Genomic DNA, 16,535 nt, shown 5'->3' with positions numbered 1-16,535 from the left:
CCAGCAGCGCCCAGGCCCACGGCCAGGCGAAGCCCGCGAACCCCTGCTGCCATGCAGGCCACCAGGCGCTCACCGGCGACCTTCCATCAGTTCGAGGAAACGCGCGCGGGCCAGCGCCCGCGCGGCGGCGAATGCATCGGCGTCGACGTCGCGGCGGAAACCGCCTTCAAGGAACAGGCGCCCCGGGCCGGCACTGAAACCGGTGCCGTCCGCCCCATCGAGGAAGCGCAGCCAGGCTTCGCCCTGCAGCAGTTCCGCACCGGGCTGGCGGCGTCGGGCGGCGCGGCGCAGCAGGGCGGACATGGCCGCCAGGCGTCCGGGCAGCGTGCCGGGTCCGGCGCTGGCGTGCTCGAACCAGCGCAGCCAGCGGCGCCGGCGCGCGCGTCGCCACGCCAGCCATCCGGCCCAGGCCAGCAGTGCCAGGGCGATCGCCGCGCCCAGCAGCCACCACCCCGGCGCCGGCGGCCACCACGATGGCGACCCGGGCAGGTGTACGTCGCGCAACGGGAGGTTGGCCGGATCCACTCAGCGCTCCCCGCCTGCCGCCGCGGACGCGTCCGCCGCGGCATCACCACGAGCCTCGCCTGCCGACCACAGCCAGTCGGCGCTGCCGGCGTCGCTCGACAGCGTACGCACCCGCCAGCCGAGCCCCGGCAGCGTGCCCGCCAGTTCGCGCGCGGGTGCGGTGAAGGCCTGTTCCCAGCGCTGGCGCACGCCGCCACGGTCCAGGGCCAGCTGCAGGCGCCGCACGCCGGCGAGGAAGACCAGCGGCCGGCGCGGCGGCGCGGTTTCCAGCGGATCCTGCAGCAGCACCAGGATGGCCTGGTGGTGGCGCGCCAGCGCGGTCCAGCGCAGCGCCGGCACTTGCGCGGCGCTGGCCGGGTCGGCCAGCACCACCAGCTGCGCGCCGGGGCGCAACAGGCGCTGGGCGTGTTCGAGGGCCAGGGCCAGGCCGACGTCGTCTTCCGGCGGGCGTTCGTACCAGCGCACCAGCGCATCGAGCACGCGCATCGCCCCGCGCAGGCCGGTGGCCGGCGGGATCGCCGGTTCGCCGGCGCGCAAGGCGGCGATGCGGTCGCCGGCCTGCAGCGCCGCCCACACCGCCACCGCGCCGGCACGTGCGGCCTGCACCGACTTGAAGCGGGTGCGGGTGCCGAAGTACAACGCCGGCGCGGTATCGGCGACCAGCAGGGTCAGGCGCTCGCGTTCGGCCTGGAACAGCTTGGTATGGGCGCGGCCGCTGCGCGCGGTGAGGCGCCAGTCCATGCGCCGCACGTCGTCGCCGGCCACGTATTCGCGCGATTCGGCGTATTCCATGCCGCGCCCGCGCAGGCTGGACGGCGCCGGGCCATGCACGCCATGGCGACCCTGGCGCGGCGGCGGCACGCGCAGGGCCTGCGCGCGCAGCGCGACCAGTTCGGCCAGCGTCGGCACGATGCCCGCGGCCGTGGCCTCGGCCACGGCCGGCGCCGGGCCGGGCGCGTTCACGGCGGCGGCACCTTCTCGAGCAGCGCCGCCACCAGGCGGTCGCCATCCCAGCCTTCGGCCAGGGCTTCGTAGCTGGGCAGCACGCGGTGACGCAGCACGTCCGGAGCCACAGCGCGCACGTCATCGGGTGTCACGTAGTCGCGCCCGGCCAGCCAGGCGCGGGCGCGGGCGCAGCGTTCCAGCGCGATAGAACCGCGCGGGCTGGCGCCCCAGGCGATGCGGCGGGCCAGCGCGGCGTCGTAGCGGCCGGCGTCGCGCGAGGCCAGCACCAGTTCGACCAGGTAGCGTTCCAGCGCCGGGGCCACGTGCAGGTCCAGCACCTGCTCGCGCGCGGCGAACACCTGCGCCTGCGGCATGCGCCGCACCGGCGCCGGCGGCACCTGCAGGTTCTGCTGCCGCGCGCGCTCGCGCGCCAGGCGCAGGATCTCCGTTTCCACGTCCGCGTCCGGATAGCCGATGCGCACGTGCATCAGGAAGCGGTCCAGCTGCGCCTCCGGCAGCGGGAAGGTGCCTTCCTGCTCGATCGGGTTCTGCGTGGCCATCACCAGGAACAGCGGCGGCAACGGGTAGGTGTGGCGGCCGACGGTGACCTGGCGTTCGCCCATCGCCTCCAGCAGCGCCGACTGCACCTTGGCCGGGGCACGGTTGATCTCGTCGGCCAGCAGCAGCGGATGGAACACCGGCCCGGGCTGGAACTCGAAACTGCCCTGCTGCGGGCGCCAGACCTCGGTGCCGGTGAGGTCGGCCGGCAGCAGGTCCGGGGTGAACTGGACGCGGGCGAAGTCCGCCTCCAGGTGCGCGGCCAGGGTGCGGATGGCGGTGGTCTTGGCCAGGCCGGGCGCGCCTTCGACCAGCAGGTGACCGTCGGCCAGCAGGGCGATCAGCAGGCGTTCGACCAGCGCCGACTGACCGACGATCGCGGCCGACAGGCGGTCGCGCAGGTGGGCGAAGGCGGCGTGCAGGCCGGCGTGGGAGAGCTGGTCGGGGGCGTTGTCCATGGTCGCATTGTGACCCAGCGCCGCGCGGCGAGTTCCCGCGGCAGGTGAACGGAAAAAGCGACGGGGCCCGCAGGCCCCGTCGTCGTCAGCTTCACCTGGCGGCCTTCCGGCCGGCCCGTCAGGCGCGCTTCTCGACGCGCATCACCTTCGGGGTCAGGAAGATCAGCAGCTCGGCCTTGTCCTTGCTGCGGCTCTTCTTCTTGAACAGGTTGCCGAGGAAGGGCACGTCGCCCAGGAACGGCACCTTGGCCACGCTGTTGGCGTCGGTGAACTCGTAGACGCCGCCGATGACCACGGTCTGGCCGTCGTCGACCAGCACCGCGGTGTTGATCTCGCGGGTGGCGATTTCCGGCACCTGGCCGATGCTGGTGTCGATGTAGCGCAGGACCTCGTCCTTGGTCACGTGCACGTCCATGAACACGCGGTCGTCGCTGGTGATGGTCGGGGTGACCTTCAGCTCGAGCACGACGTCCTTGAACTGCACGTTCGGGGTCACCGCACCGGTGGTGCCGCCGCCGGTCAGGGTCACGTAACCGACCTCGCGGCCCTGGCGGATCACCGCCTCGCGCTGGTTGGAGGTGACCACGCGCGGGTTGGACAGCACCTCGCCGCGGCCTTCCTGCTGCAGCGCCGACAGCTCGATGTCGATGGCGAAGTTGGCGCCCAGCAGGGTGTAGGCCAGCGCGCCCGGCGGCAGGCCGGTCGAGGTGGTCGCCGGCAGGTCGAAGTTCAGGCTGCCGGGCAGCTCGGTGACGCCGTTCTGGACGATCGTGGCGGTGTCCTCCAGCGAGCCGCTGATCGCGCCGGTGTTGTTGCCGGTGCGGCGGCCGACCACGCCGAAGCGGGCGCCGAGGTCGCGGGCGAAGGTGTCGGTGGCGATGACGATGCGGCTTTCGATCAGCACCTGGTCGACCGGGCGGTCGATCACGTCGATCAGCTCGCGCATCTGCGCGACCTTCTTCGGGATGTCGCTGATCATCAGGGTGTTGGTGCGCTCGTCGGCGACGATGCGGCCACGCTGCGACAGGAACCCGCTCTCCTGGTTGTTGCCGCCGCTACCCTGGTTGCCCACGCCCTTGGCCTCGGTCAGCGCCTTGAAGATGGCGGCGGCCGAGTGGTAGTTGACCTGGATGTAGTCGGTGACCAGGTCGACGCGGTTTTCCAGCTCGATGCGCGCGTCTTCCTTGGCCTTCTCGAACGAGGCCAGTTCCGGCTGCGGCGCGACCCAGATGACGTTGCCGTCGCGGCGCTTGTCCAGGCCCTTGGCGCGCAGGACGATGTCCATCGCCTGGTCCCACGGCACCTCGACCAGGCGCAGGGTCACGTTGCCCTGCACGGTGTCCGAGGCGACGATGTTGAGGTTCGATTCCTCGGCGATCAGCTGCAGGACGGTGCGCACCGGCACGTCCTGGAAGTTGAAGGTCACCGGGCGGCCGGAGTACGCCGGCTTGGCGACCTTGGCCTGGGCGCTGCTCACCGCCGCGCCGCTGACCGCGCCCACCGCCGCCGCGCCGCTGCGCGGGGCGATCTCGACCACGTACTCGCCGGCGGTCTGGTAGGCCAGCGAGGTGTAGTCGCCGCGGGTGCTCAGCACCACCTGGGTGCCGCCGGCGTATGGACGGGCCTCGATGCGCTGCACCGGGGTCGCGAAGTCGGTCACGTTGAGCGGCCGCTGCAGCTCCGCCGGCAGGGTGGCGTTGGCCACGTCCACCACGACGTTGCCGTCCTGCTTGCGCAGGTCCGGGGCCACCCCGTCGCCGTCGAAGCGCAGGATCAGGCGGCCTGCGCCCCCATCCCCGCGCTTGAAGTCGATCTGCGCCACCTTGGACTTGGCCGTCGCTGGCTGCTCCGCCGTGACGCCGGCAGTCGCGGCCATCGCCGGGACCGTCAGGGCCAGCGCGAGGCCCAGGCCGCAGGCCCGGAAGATCGCCGGGCACCGGCTGCTCAGGCGCTGGGCATTGGAAAAGGTCATCGTGCTATCCCCCAATCATTAGTCTTCAAGCGCGATGGCAGCCGGACGTTCCAGCCAACCGCCCGCTCCATCCGGCACCAGTTCAACCAGCTCGATCCTGTCTTCACGCACTGCGGTGACGCGGCCGTCGCTCTGCCCCAGATAGGCTCCCGGACGGATCCGGTGGGTCACCCGGTCCGGCGCCATGACCAGGGCCACCAGTCCGGCGCCCTCGCCGATGGACCCGACCATGTCGAGGCTGTCCAGCGGGTACTGCTCGAGCGGTTCCTTGGGCCGGTTCGGGTCCGGGCGCAGGCCCGCGCCACCGTCCGGATTGCTCCAGGCATCGCTGAAGGGATCGCGCAGGTCCTGCGCGGCGTATTCGAAGGTCTCGAACTGCTGCATCACCGGCAACGGTTCCAGCGGCGGCGCCGGGCGGGCGCGCACGTCGGCGACCCAGCGCTCCAGGTTCGGCGCGTCGCCGGGCGTGCTGGTGACGCCGCGACCGCAGGCGCCCAGCGCCAGGACCAGCATCGACGCACCCAGCCAGCGCAGCGCGACGGCGTTACGGTTCATGGCCATCATGCGCCGCCCCCCTTGTTCGCGCTGCCGGGCTGTGCCTGTTCCTGGATTTCCATTTCGTCGAGGTAACGGTAGGTCTTGACCGTGCCGGACAGCTCCAGCTGGCTGCCGCGGCCGATCGACTTGCCGCCCTTCGGCTGCAGCTGGATGTCGTGCATGGTCAGGATGACCACGCGCGGCAGCGAGGCCACGCCGCTGACGAAGGCGCCGAACTGGTGGTAGTTGCCGACCATGCGCAGCGCGATCGGCTTCTCCGCGTAGAACTCGCGGGGCGTCTCGGCGCCGGGCTTGAACAGCTCGCTGGTCAGGCCGCTGGACAGCGCGGTCTGCGAGATGTCGATGATCAGGTCCGGCATCTCGGTCTTGCTCGGCAGCTGCCGCAGCATCTGCTGCAGGACCTGCTCCATCTGCGCCAGCTGCTGGCGCAGCGGCTCCAGGTTGGCGGCCTTGCCCTGCTCGTCCTCGAACTGGCGGCGCAGGGTCGCTTCCTGGCTCTCCAGGCCTTCGAGTTCGTCAACCTTGCCGCGGATCAGCAGCAGGTAGGACATCACCAGGATGAAGGCCGCCAGCAGGATGCAGAACACCACCTTGGCCTGCTGCGGCCAGCCACCGATGTTGCTGAAATCGAGTTCGCTGACCTTGATCTTCTTCTTCTGGCTCATGACGCCGGCCTCCCCTGGGTCTGCGCGGCCGGTTGTTCGACGGGCTGGTTCGGAGCCGGCGCGGCCGTGGCATCCGCCGGGGCGCTGGCCGGGACCGGATCAGTCGCGGGCGCCGCGGCATCCACCGGCGCGGCGGCCGCGGCCGGGTCTTCCACCGGAGGCAGCGCGCCCTCGCCCTCGGCGGTCGCGTTGGGGTTGGCCAGCAGCACCTTCAGCGAGAACGCGTAAGGCAGGGCCGGGGCGCCGGCCACCGCCGGGCCGCCGTTCTTCTTGACCTCGATGACCGAAAGGTCCGGCTTGGTCATCCAGCCCGACACCTCGAGGTTGCGCATGTAGGCGCTGACCCGGGCGTTGGACTGGGCGCTGCCCTCGAGGGTCAGCAGGTCCCCTTCCTGCTTGATCGAGGTCAGGGTGACGCCGTCGGGAATGGTGCGCACCAGCGAATCGAACAGGTGGACCATCTGCGAGCGGTTGGCCTGCAGCTGCTCGATCACCTTCTTGCGGGCGAGCAGGCGGTCCTTCTTGGCGTCGAGTTCCTTGATCTCCTCGTTCTGCTTCTGGACCTTGGCGATCTCCGCCTGCAGGAACGCGTTGCGCTCGTGCTGGCCGGCGATCTGCCGGTCGAAGTGGAACCAGACCAGGAACGAGAGCAGCACGCCACCGAGCGCGGCGACGCCCAGCATCCCCTGGAACTCGCGCTGGCGCTGCTTGCGGCGCTCGACGCGCCACGGCAACAAATTGATCCGTGCCATCAGTCGAAGCTCCTCAGGGCCAGGCCGGTGGCGATCATCAGCGCCGGGGCGTCCTGGGCCAGGGCGTGCGCCTGCACGCGCGGGCCGAGGGTCATCTGCGCCAGCGGGTTGGCGACCTGGGTCGGGACGCCGAGCTGCTCCTCGACCATCTCCGGCAGGCCGGCGATCGCGGCGCAGCCGCCGGCCAGGACCACCTGGTCGACGCGGTTGAACTCGCTGCCGGCGTAGAAGAACTGCAGCAGGCGGCTGATCTGCTGGACGGTGGCCTCCTTGAACGGCTCCAGGACCTCGATCTCGTAGGTCTCCGGCAGGCCGCCCTGGCGCTTGGCCTGCCCGGCTTCCTCGTAGGTCAGGCCGTAGCGGCGCATGACCTCGTCGGTCAGCTGCTTGCCGCCGAACAGCTGTTCGCGGCTGTACAGGCTGCGGCCACCGCGCAGGACGTTGAGCGTGGTCATCGAGGCGCCGATGTCGACCAGCGCGACCACGCCGTCGCGGCCGACCGGCAGCTCGTCGGCGATCAGCGCGAAGGCGTTCTCGACCGCGAAGGCCTCCACGTCCATCACCTTGGCCGTGAGCCCGCCCAGCTCCAGCGCCGACTGGCGCAGCTCGACGTTCTCCGAACGCGAGGCCGCCAGCAGGACCTGGACCATCTCGGGGTTGCTGGGCATCGGCCCGAGCACCTCGAAGTCGAGGTTCACTTCCTCGATCGGGTACGGGATGTAGTTGACCGCCTCGAGCTCGACCTGGGCTTCCATGTCGTTCTCGTCCAGGTCGGCGGGCATCGGGATGATCTTGGTGATCACCGCCGAACCGGCCACCGCGGCGGCGGCGTACCTGGCCCGGGTTCCGGAGCGGTTGACGGCGCGGCGGATGGCCTCACCCACGGCCTCCACCTCGACGATGTTCTTCTCGACGACCGCATTGGGCGGCAGCGGTTCGACCGCGTAATGCTCCACGCGGTAGCGGTTGCCGCTGCGGGAAAGCTGCAGCAGCTTGACCGCAGTCGAACTGATGTCGACGCCGATCAGCGGCGACTGACTTTTCGGGATGAGCCCCACAGTTTCCCCCCAGCCGACAGGCACTTGGCTGAACAACCTGCGCCCAGGCATTAAATAATGGTTTTTTCAGGCTTGGCAACACTCCGGCACGCAGGCTGCGATGCCTGTCACGCGCGGTATACGCTGCCTGCCCCCTACGGCGTCCCCCTGGGCACCCCCCTGTCGGTGCCCGCGCGTCATCTATACTCTGCGGCCGCGAAATCTGCAATCGGACCCCCAGATGCCCCCATTCCGCCGCCTGCTGCGCTGGGCGCTGATCGCGTCCGCCGGCCTGGCCCTGCTGGCCGCGATCGGCCTGGGGACCCTGTATTTCGTGCTGTCCTCCCGGCTGCCGGACGTGGAGTCCCTGCGCGAGCTGGAGATGCAGGAGCCCCTCTACGTCTACGCCGCCGACGGCCGGCTGATGGCCGTGTTCGGCGAGACCCGCCGTTACCCGGTGGCCATCGAGGACGTCCCCGAGCGGCTGCGCCAGGCCTTCATCGCCATCGAGGACGCCCGCTTCTACGAGCACGGCGGCGTGGACTACAAGGGCGTGGCCCGGGCCATCTGGCTGCTGGCCACCACCGACGACAAGCGCGTCCCGGGCGGCTCCACCATCACCCAGCAGGTCGCGCGCCAGTTCTACCTGAGCTCCGAGTACAGCTACCAGCGCAAGCTCGCCGAGATGCTGCTGGCGATGAAGATGGAGCGGGCGCTGAGCAAGGACGAGATCCTGGCGCTGTATCTCAACAAGAGCTTCTTCGGCAACCGCGCCTACGGCGTGGCCGCGGCCGCCGAGTACTACTACGGCAAGAAGCTGGACGAACTGGACCTGGACGAGATGGCCTCGCTGGCCGGCATCCCCAAGTTCCCCTCCAGCGGCAACCCGATCAGCAATCCCGAGCGCGCCCGCATCCGCCGCGACTACATCCTCGACCGCATGGCCGAGCTGGGGTTCGTCAGCGCCGCCGAGGCCGCCGCCGCCAAGGCGGTGCCGATGCACGCCAGCCCGCACGAGCCGCCGGTGAAGGTTTCGGCGCCGTACGTGGCCGAGATGGTCCGCCAGGAGATGATCGCCCGCTACGGGCCGGAAGCAGTGACCCGCGGCTACCAGGTCACCACCACGATCCTGCCGGACCTGCAGGCCGCCGCCGAGAAGGCGGTGCGCGACGGCCTGCACCTGTACGACCACCGCCACGGCTGGCACGGCGTCGAGCGCCGCGCCGAGGTGGCCGCCGACGCCGACGATGCGACTCTGGCCAAGGCCCTGTCCGGGACCTCGCCGCAAGGCCCGCTGCTGCCGGCGATCGTGGCCGCCACCACGCCCGACGGCGGCGCCCGCGTGGTGCTGGCCGACGGCAGCAGCGTGGCCCTGCCCGCCTCGGCCGCGCGCTGGACCGGCAAGAACCCCGCCGCCCTGCTCAAGCGCGGCGACGTGGTCCGCATCCGCCCGGGCGAGAAGGAAGGCCAATACCTACTCGACCAGGTGCCGCGCGGCCAGGCCAGCCTGGTCTCGCTGGACGCCAACAACGGCGCCCTGCGCGCCCTGGTCGGCGGCTACAGCTTTGCCGGCAACAAGTTCAACCGCGCCACCCAGGCCCGGCGCCAGCCCGGCTCCAGCTTCAAGCCGTTCCTCTACGCGGCCTCGTTCGAGAAGGGCTTCAACCCGGCCTCGATCGTGCTCGACGCCCCGGTGGTGTTCCGCGACCGCCGCGGCAACACCTGGCAGCCGCAGAACGACGACGGCGAGTTCCGCGGCCCGATGCGCCTGCGCGAGGCGCTGGTGCAGTCGCGCAACCTGGTCTCGGTGCGCCTGCTGGACGCGATCGGCGTGGACTTCGCCCGCACCTACATCTCCCAGTTCGGCTTCGAGGAGGCCGAGCTGCCGCCGAACCTGTCGATGTCACTGGGCACCGCCTCGCTGACCCCGCTGTCGGTGGCGCGCGGCTACGCGGTATTCGCCAACGGCGGCTCGCGCGTGGACGTGTGGTACATCGACGAGATCCGCGACCGCGCCGGCCAGGTGCTGTTCAAGGAGTCGCCGGCGGTGGCCTGCCGCGGCTGCGGCGTGGTGCCGGGCAGCGGCGGCACCCAGGTCGCCTCGCAGGTGGTGGACGGCTTCAACTTCGGCGCGCCGGCACCGGCGACCCCGCCGCCGGCGCAGGCCACGGGCGAGGCCGGCCAGCAGGCGGCAATGCCTGCCCCGCCGCCGGTAGACGGCAAGGTCGCCCCGCGCGCGATCGACGAGCGCACCGCCTACCAGCTGGTGTCGATGATGCGCGACGTGGTCCAGCGCGGCACCGGTACCGCGGCCAAGGTGCTCGGCCGCGAGGACGTCGGCGGCAAGACCGGTTCGACCAACGACCACCGCGACGCCTGGTTCTCCGGCTTCGGTGGCCCGTTTGCCACCACCGTGTGGGTCGGCCGCGACGACTTCCAGTCGCTGGGCTACCGGGAGTACGGCGGCAAGGCCGCGCTGCCGATCTGGATCGAGTACATGCGCGTGGCCCTGGAAGGCCAGCCGCTGGCCCCGAACGAACCGCCGCCGGGCATGGTCCAGGTCTACGTCGACAACAGCGGGCGCATGTCCACCGTGGGCGGCGGCCTGGTCGAGTACGTGAAGGTCGAGGACCTCGACCGCATGCGCAACAGCCTCGACCTGCTCGGCCCCGAGCAGAGCGACGAGGAAGCGTTCGACATCTTCTGAGGCCGCACGCCGCAAGGCGTGCAGGCCTCGTGATTGACCGCGCGCGGCGATACGCTACAGTCCCTTGGGCTCACCGGGGGACTGTAGCCATGCATCGCGCCCGCCAGCATGCCGAGACGCGCACCCGCGAACGCCGGCGGCGCCTGGCCCACGAAGCCGCGCGGCTGATGGCCGAAGGCGGCATCCGCGACTACCACCAGGCCAAGCTCAAGGCCGCCGCGCGGCTGGGCATCCACGACGACGCCTCGCTGCCGCGCAACCGCGAGATCGAGGAGGCGCTGCGCGAATACCAGCGCATCTTCCTCGGCGAAAGCCAGGCGCAGGCGCTGCGCCAGCGCCGCGAGGCCGCCGCCCGCGCCCTGGAATTCCTCTCCCGGTTCGAGCCGCGCCTGGTCGGGGCAGTGCTGGACGGCACCGCCGACGCGGCCTCGCCGGTCCAGCTGCACGCCTACAGCGACGACGCCGAGGCGGTGGCGCGCTTCCTCGACGAGCACGGCATCCCCGCCGAATCGCGCACGCGGCGGTTGCGCCTGGATCGCGAACGCAGCCTCGACGTGCCGGTGTGGCTGTTCAGCGCCGAGGAACTGGCCTTCGACGTGGCGGTGCTGCCGCTGCAGGCGCTGCGCCAGGCACCGCTGTCGGCGGTGGACGAGAAACCGATGCGCCGCGCCTCGCTGCCGCAGCTGCGCCAGCTGCTGGCCGAGGATGAGATCGCCGGTTACGAGGGATCCCTGGCCAGCGGGCGGGCCCGGGCCTAGCCCTGGACCCAGCGGCAGCGTTCGCACCCATCGAAAGAAAACGCCCCGCGATGCGGGGCGTTTCCGGTCACGCGGACGTCGGTCCAGGCGCTCAGCGCTGGTCGGCGGCCTTGTAGTCGCGCACGTCGTAGCCGGTGTAGATCTGGCGCGGACGGCCGATCTTGGCTTCCGGGTCGACCTGCTGTTCCAGCCAGTGCGCCACCCAGCCGGCGGTGCGGCCGATGGCGAACATGACGGTGAACATCTCGGTCGGGATCTTCAGCGCCTTGTAGATGATGCCGCTGTAGAAGTCGACGTTCGGGTAGAGCTTGCGCTGGATGAAGTACTCGTCCTTCAGCGCGGCCTCTTCCAGCTTCATCGCCACTTCCAGCAGCGGATCGTCCACGCCCAGCTCGCCCAGCACCTTGTGGGTCATCTCGCGGATGATCTTGGCGCGCGGGTCGAAGTTCTTGTAGACGCGGTGGCCGAAGCCCATCAGGCGGAAGCCGGAGTTCTTGTCCTTGGCCTTGGCCACGGCCGAATCGACGTTGTCCGGGGTGCCGATCTCTTCCAGCATCTTCAGCACCGCCTCGTTGGCACCGCCGTGCGCAGGGCCCCACAGCGCGGTGATGCCGGCGGCGACCGAGGCGTACGGGTTGGCGCCGGTGGAACCGACCAGGCGGACGGTCGAGGTCGAGGCGTTCTGCTCGTGGTCGGCGTGCAGGATGAACAGCAGGTCCAGGGCCTTGGCCACGACCGGGTTCAGTTCCAGCGGCTCGCTCGGCACCTCGAACATCATGTGCAGGAAGCGGTCGACGTACTCGAGGTTGTTGCGCGGATAGCGGATCGGCCAGCCGATCGAGTAGCGGTAGGCGGCGGCGGCCAGGGTCGGCATCTTCGCCAGCAGGCGGATGGCGGCCAGGCGGCGCTGCTCCGGATCGTTGAGATCCAGGGTGTCGTGGTAGAACGCCGAGAGCGAGGCGACGCTGCCGGCCAGCATGGCCATCGGGTGCGCGTCGTAGTTGAAGCCCTGCAGGAAGTTCTTCAGCGACTCATGCATCATCGTGTGATGCGTGACCTCGTGCTCGAACCTGGCGAACTCGGCCTTGGTCGGCAGTTCGCCGTTCATCAGCAGGTAGGCCACCTCGAGGAAGCTCGACTTCTCGGCCAGCTGCTCGATCGGGTAGCCGCGATACAGCAGCACGCCGTTGTCGCCGTCGATGTAGGTGATGGCCGACTTGCAGCTGGCCGTGGCGGTGAAACCGGAGTCGTAGGTGAAAAGGCCGGTTTCCTTGGTCAGCTTCGAAATGTCGATGCAGTCGTTGCCCAGGGTCGGCTTGAGAACCGGCAGGGACACCGACTTGTCGCCGGCATTCAACGTGACCTGGTCGAGATTGGACACGGTGTGCACTCCTCTTATGGGGTAGGCTTCGCACGTTCGCGCAGGGGATGCGCTCGGCGTGGTTTGCGAGGGAGTCCGCGGCCACGGCCGCGAAGCCTTGGAATTATCGCATACCCCACCGTCCAGATACCCGGTACGGAAGTCGTATTGCACCGTCCTGCAAACGCGCACGGCAAAACGGCCGCGCAGGCGCGGCCGTTCCGGTGCATCAGCGTCGCCACGGTGCGCCTTGCGGCGCGCCGGCCGGCCTCAGCGCGCGTAGCGGCGCTGGAACTTGTCGATGCGGCCGCTGGTGTCGACCACCTTGTGCTTGCCGGTGTAGAACGGGTGCGAAGCCGAGGAGATTTCGATCTTCACCAGCGGGTACTCGTTGCCGTCTTCCCACTTCACGGTTTCCTTGGCGCTGCCGGCCAGGGTCGAGCGGGTCAGGAACTTGAAATCGGAGGTGACGTCGTGGAAGACGACTTCGCGGTAGTCGGGATGGATGCCGGCCTTCATGGCGTACACCGTACAGGTAAGGGGAACAGAGCCCGGCATTTTAGCCGGCCATGCGGCCCCGGCGCAAGGCCGGGGTCGTTCCGCGGTCAGGCGGCCGCCAGCGCGGCCTGGACCCGGGCCTCGAAGCGGGCCTGGTCGTAGCGCAGCAGGATCCGGGCGTTGTCGGCGGCGCCGGTCTGCCGGTTCCAGTCCACCGCGGTCAGGCCGCGGGCCAGGCCGAAGCCGGTTTCCACGGCCAGCGGCCGCTCCGCCATCTCCACCGCGCCGTCCGGCTCCAGCGCCCAGGCCATGGCCAGCGAGTCGGCCGAATGCCAGTACTGGCCGCGCCGGTCCTCCGACCACAGCCGGGTCTGGCGCGAGATGGCGTCGTAGAAGGCCGCCCGCGGCGACGGCGCGGCCAGCCACTTCTCCACCTCGCGATGGTGGAAGCCATGGGCCAGGGTCGCCTCCCAGTCGGCCAGGTCGTACTTCGGGAAGCCGGACAGGACCACGTGCGCTGCTTCCGGATCGAAGCCGACGTTGAACTCGGCCACCGGGGTGATGTTGCCGTGGGCGGTCACCGCCCCGCCCATCACCACCAGCCGCGCCACGCGCTGCGGCAGGGTCGGGTCCAGGCGCAGGGCCAGGGCCAGGTTGGTCAGCGGACCGAGCGCGACCAGCAGCAGGCGGCCGGCGTGCTCGTGCGACAGGCGCAGGATCGCCAGCGCGGCGTGCTCGGCCTCGGCGCGGCCGGACGGATCGGGGTAGCCGACGTCACCGAAGCCGTCGCGGCCGTGCACGTGCGCCGCGTCCTCGCGCGGCGCGTGGACCAGCGGCCCCCCGCAGCCGGCGAATACCGGGACGTGTCCGCAGCCGGCCACCTCGCGCAGCTTCAGCGCGTTGCGCACGGTGTGGGCCAGGCCGACGTTGCCGGCGGCGATGGTCAGGCCGACCACCTCGTGGGCGTCGGAGTTGAAGGCCATCAGCAGGGCCAGGGCGTCGTCGACACCCGGATCGGTGTCGATCAGCAGCGGAATCTTCTCGCTCATGCGTGACTCGTGACGATTGGCCGGCCAGTTTGGCCGCTGCAAGCGCACACGGCAAACCCCGGAAGTACCGGGCGCGGGCGGGATCAGGCAGCGGCGTAGCGCGCGGCCCCGCCCACCCAGCGCGCGACGATGCGCTCGGCCACCTCCGGCGCATGCTCCAGCAGGTGCGCGGCCAGCGCATGCACCTGCGGCAGCAGGCCGGCGTCGCGGCCCAGCTCGGCGATGCGGAAACCGGCCAGGCCGGTCTGGCGCGTGCCCAGCAGTTCGCCCGGACCGCGCAGCTCCAGGTCCTTCTCGGCGATGACGAAGCCGTCGCTGGTGTTGCGCAGCGTGTCCAGGCGCTGCCGCGCCATCTGCGACAGCGGCGGCTGGTACAGCAGCACGCAGCTGGACGCCGCCGCGCCGCGCCCCACCCGTCCGCGCAGCTGGTGCAGCTGGGCCAGGCCCAGGCGCTCGGCGTTCTCGATGATCATCAGCGAGGCGCGCGGCACGTCGACGCCGACCTCGATCACCGTGGTGGCGACCAGCAGGTCCAGCTCGCCGTCCTTGAACGCGCACATCGTCGCCTGCTTCTGCGCCGCCTTCATGCGCCCGTGGACCAGGCCCACGCGCAGCCCCGGCAACTGCGCCGACAGCTGCTCGAAGGTGCGCTCGGCGGCCTGCGCCTGCAGGCGCAGGCCCTGCCCCGGCTGGCCGTCGTCCTCCTGCTCCTCGATCAGCGTGCAGACCCAGTACGCCTGCCGGCCCTCGGCGCAGGCGGCGCGGATGCGTTCGACCAGCTCCGGCCGGCGCTCGCCGCTGAGCACCACCGTGGTCACCGGCGTGCGCCCCGGCGGCAGCTCGTCGATTGCCGACACGTCCAGGTCCGCATACGCGGTCATCGCCAGGGTGCGCGGGATCGGCGTGGCCGTCATCACCAGCTGGTGCGGCACGTAGCCGTGGGCCGGGCCCTTGTCGCGCAGCGCCAGGCGCTGCTGCACGCCGAAGCGGTGCTGCTCGTCGACGATCACCAGGGCCAGGTCGTGGAAGGCCACGCCCTCCTGCATCAGCGCGTGGGTACCGACCACCACCTGCGCCTCGCCCGAAGCCACCTCGGCCAGCGCCTTCGCCCGCGCCCTGCCGGTGACCTTGCCGGCCAGCCAGGCCACGCGGATACCCAGCGGCTCCAGCCAGGCGCGCAGGTTGGACAGGTGCTGTTCGGCCAGCAGCTCGGTCGGTGCGGCCAGCGCGACCTGGCAGCCCTGCTCCACCGCCAGCGTCGCCGCCAGCGCCGCGACCACGGTCTTGCCCGAGCCGACGTCGCCCTGCACCAGGCGCTGCATCGGCACCGGCCTGGCCAGGTCGGCCCGCACCTGCAGGAACACCCGCCGCTGCGCGCCGGTGAGCTTGAACGGCAGGCTTTCCAGCAGGCGCCGCGCCAGCGCTCCGGGACCGTCCAGCGCGCGCGCCGGCAGCTGCTGCTGGGCCAGGCGCTGCCGCCGCAGGCTCAGGTGGTGGGCGAGCAGCTCCTCCAGCGCCAGCCGTCGCTGCGCCGGATGCGTGCCGGCCGCCAGCGCCGCCAGGTCCTCGTCCGGCGAAGGACGGTGCAGGGTCAGCAGCGATTCGCGCAGGCCCGGCAGGCCTTCCATCTGCGGCAGCGAAGGCGGCAGCAGTTCCAGCGCCGCGGCCTCCGGCAACCGGTCCAGCGCCTGGCCGATAAGACGGCGCAGCACCGCCGGCCCCACGCCCTCCACCGCCGGATAGACCGGGTCGAGCGCCTCGCCCAGCGCCGGATCCTCGCCATCGCCCAGGACCCGGTAGCTGGGATGCACGAACTCCAGCCCGTGCTGGCCGGGCCGCGGCGTGCCGTAGCAGCGCAGCCGCACGCCCGGCCGGAACTGCGCCACCTGCGCCGCGCGGAAGTGGAAGAAGCGCAGCACCACGGTGGCGCGCGAACCGTCGCCGAGCGCCACGCGCAGCATCGGCCGGTAGCGGAAACCGCGCTCCACGGCCTCCACCGTGCCTTCCACCTGCGCCGGCACGCCCGGCTGCAGCTGGCGGATCGGGGTCAGGCGGGTGCGGTCCTCGTAGTGCAGCGGCAGGTGCAGCCACAGGTCCTGCAGCGTGACCAGGCCGCGCGCGGCCAGCTTCCCGGCCACGCTGGCGCCCACGCCGCGCAACACGGTCAGCGGCGCATCGCCGCCGGCCAGCACGGGCGGCGCGGGCCGGGACGCCTTCACCGGCGCCCCTCCGCCACGCGGAAGCGACGACCCGTGGCCAGCCCCGCGTTACCCACTCAGTCCAGGACCATGATGGCGTCGGCCTCGAAGCCCACGCCCTTCGGCAGGCCGGAGACCTCGATGGTCGAACGCGCCGGGAACGGCGCCGAGAAGTATTCCTGCATCACCGCGTTGACCGCGGCGAACTGCGACAGGTCGGTCAGGTACAGGCCCAGGCGCACGATCCGGTCCAGCGAACCGCCGGCCGCCTCGGCCACCGCGCGCAGGTTGTCGAACACCTGCCGCGCCTGCGCGGTGATGTCGCCTTCCACGACCTCGCCGGTCGCCGGGACCAGCGGGATCTGCCCGGAGAAATACACCGTGTTGCCGCTGCGCACGGCCTGCGAATACGGGCCGATCGCCGCCGGCGCCTTGTCGGTCTGGATGATCTGGGACATGCGTGTCTCCGAAGGGGGAATGCGTCGGCGGATTCTA

Annotated in this window: 15 protein-coding genes; 2 read left to right on the top strand and 13 right to left on the bottom strand. The window is 71.1% G+C overall.

Annotated elements, in window-relative coordinates; all coding sequences use genetic code 11:
• Positions 1-69: 69 nt before the first annotated feature.
• The 8 genes from PSEJ35_RS0107395 to PSEJ35_RS0107360 all read right to left on the bottom strand — a co-directional run bounded on the left by PSEJ35_RS0107395 (position 70) and on the right by PSEJ35_RS0107360 (position 7,491).
• The gene (locus PSEJ35_RS0107395; protein ID WP_028917230.1) at positions 70-525 is read right to left on the bottom strand and encodes a DUF4381 family protein; all 456 of its coding nucleotides are present in this window, start codon (positions 523-525) and stop codon (positions 70-72) included.
• Positions 526-1,488, bottom strand: coding sequence for a DUF58 domain-containing protein (locus tag PSEJ35_RS15695; protein ID WP_051412571.1), 963 nt, complete (start codon positions 1,486-1,488; stop codon positions 526-528).
• Positions 1,485-2,486 carry a MoxR family ATPase gene (locus PSEJ35_RS0107385; protein ID WP_028917229.1) on the bottom strand — a complete coding sequence of 334 codons (1,002 nt, stop codon included), beginning with the start codon at positions 2,484-2,486 and terminating at the stop codon, positions 1,485-1,487. The genes PSEJ35_RS15695 and PSEJ35_RS0107385 overlap by 4 nt, the downstream gene beginning before the upstream one ends.
• A 118-nt stretch (positions 2,487-2,604) precedes the next feature.
• On the bottom strand, positions 2,605-4,458 hold the full coding sequence (locus tag PSEJ35_RS0107380) for a type IV pilus secretin PilQ family protein (RefSeq protein ID WP_028917228.1): 1,854 nt from the start codon (positions 4,456-4,458) through the stop codon (positions 2,605-2,607).
• Between the two features lie 18 nt (positions 4,459-4,476).
• A complete protein-coding gene (locus tag PSEJ35_RS0107375) occupies positions 4,477-4,971 on the bottom strand; it encodes a pilus assembly protein PilP (protein ID WP_155951982.1) in 495 nt (164 codons plus the stop codon).
• 47 nt (positions 4,972-5,018) lie between these two features.
• A complete protein-coding gene (pilO, locus tag PSEJ35_RS0107370) occupies positions 5,019-5,681 on the bottom strand; it encodes a type 4a pilus biogenesis protein PilO (protein ID WP_028917226.1) in 663 nt (220 codons plus the stop codon).
• Complete coding sequence (locus tag PSEJ35_RS0107365) at positions 5,678-6,433, bottom strand: PilN domain-containing protein (protein WP_028917225.1); 756 nt, start codon at positions 6,431-6,433, stop codon at positions 5,678-5,680. The genes pilO and PSEJ35_RS0107365 overlap by 4 nt, the downstream gene beginning before the upstream one ends.
• Positions 6,433-7,491, bottom strand: coding sequence for a pilus assembly protein PilM (locus PSEJ35_RS0107360; RefSeq protein ID WP_037073589.1), 1,059 nt, complete (start codon positions 7,489-7,491; stop codon positions 6,433-6,435). Before PSEJ35_RS0107360 ends, PSEJ35_RS0107365 begins: the two co-directional genes overlap by 1 nt.
• A gap of 220 nt (positions 7,492-7,711) precedes the next feature.
• Here PSEJ35_RS0107360 and PSEJ35_RS0107355 point away from each other — a divergent pair, with 220 nt between their 5' ends.
• Both PSEJ35_RS0107355 and PSEJ35_RS0107350 read left to right on the top strand, forming a co-directional pair.
• Complete coding sequence (locus tag PSEJ35_RS0107355) at positions 7,712-10,177, top strand: penicillin-binding protein 1A (protein ID WP_028917224.1); 2,466 nt, start codon at positions 7,712-7,714, stop codon at positions 10,175-10,177.
• A gap of 89 nt (positions 10,178-10,266) precedes the next feature.
• Positions 10,267-10,935 (top strand): hypothetical protein, encoded by a 669-nt coding sequence (locus tag PSEJ35_RS0107350; RefSeq protein ID WP_028917223.1) that lies wholly within the window; start codon positions 10,267-10,269, stop codon positions 10,933-10,935.
• A 91-nt stretch (positions 10,936-11,026) separates the two neighbouring features.
• Here the strand turns inward: PSEJ35_RS0107350 and PSEJ35_RS0107345 are convergent, their stop codons facing one another.
• From PSEJ35_RS0107345 to PSEJ35_RS0107325, 5 genes are all read right to left on the bottom strand, one after another.
• Entirely contained in the window at positions 11,027-12,316 is a 1,290-nt protein-coding gene (locus PSEJ35_RS0107345) for a citrate synthase (RefSeq protein ID WP_028917222.1), read from the bottom strand.
• A gap of 249 nt (positions 12,317-12,565) precedes the next feature.
• Positions 12,566-12,814 (bottom strand): type B 50S ribosomal protein L31, encoded by a 249-nt coding sequence (locus PSEJ35_RS0107340; RefSeq protein ID WP_028917221.1) that lies wholly within the window; start codon positions 12,812-12,814, stop codon positions 12,566-12,568.
• Positions 12,815-12,900: 86 nt separating this feature from the next.
• Entirely contained in the window at positions 12,901-13,842 is a 942-nt protein-coding gene (locus PSEJ35_RS0107335) for a nucleoside hydrolase (RefSeq protein ID WP_028917220.1), read from the bottom strand.
• A gap of 83 nt (positions 13,843-13,925) precedes the next feature.
• Positions 13,926-16,061, bottom strand: coding sequence for an ATP-dependent DNA helicase RecG (gene recG, locus PSEJ35_RS0107330; protein WP_037082704.1), 2,136 nt, complete (start codon positions 16,059-16,061; stop codon positions 13,926-13,928).
• Between the two features lie 56 nt (positions 16,062-16,117).
• Entirely contained in the window at positions 16,118-16,498 is a 381-nt protein-coding gene (locus PSEJ35_RS0107325; RefSeq protein WP_028917218.1) for a RidA family protein, read from the bottom strand.
• Positions 16,499-16,535: the final 37 nt, after the last annotated feature.

The organism is Pseudoxanthomonas sp. J35 (genome assembly GCF_000513995.1).
Taxonomy (GTDB): domain Bacteria; phylum Pseudomonadota; class Gammaproteobacteria; order Xanthomonadales; family Xanthomonadaceae; genus Pseudoxanthomonas.
This window is presented reverse-complemented; position numbering and strand designations above follow the sequence as displayed.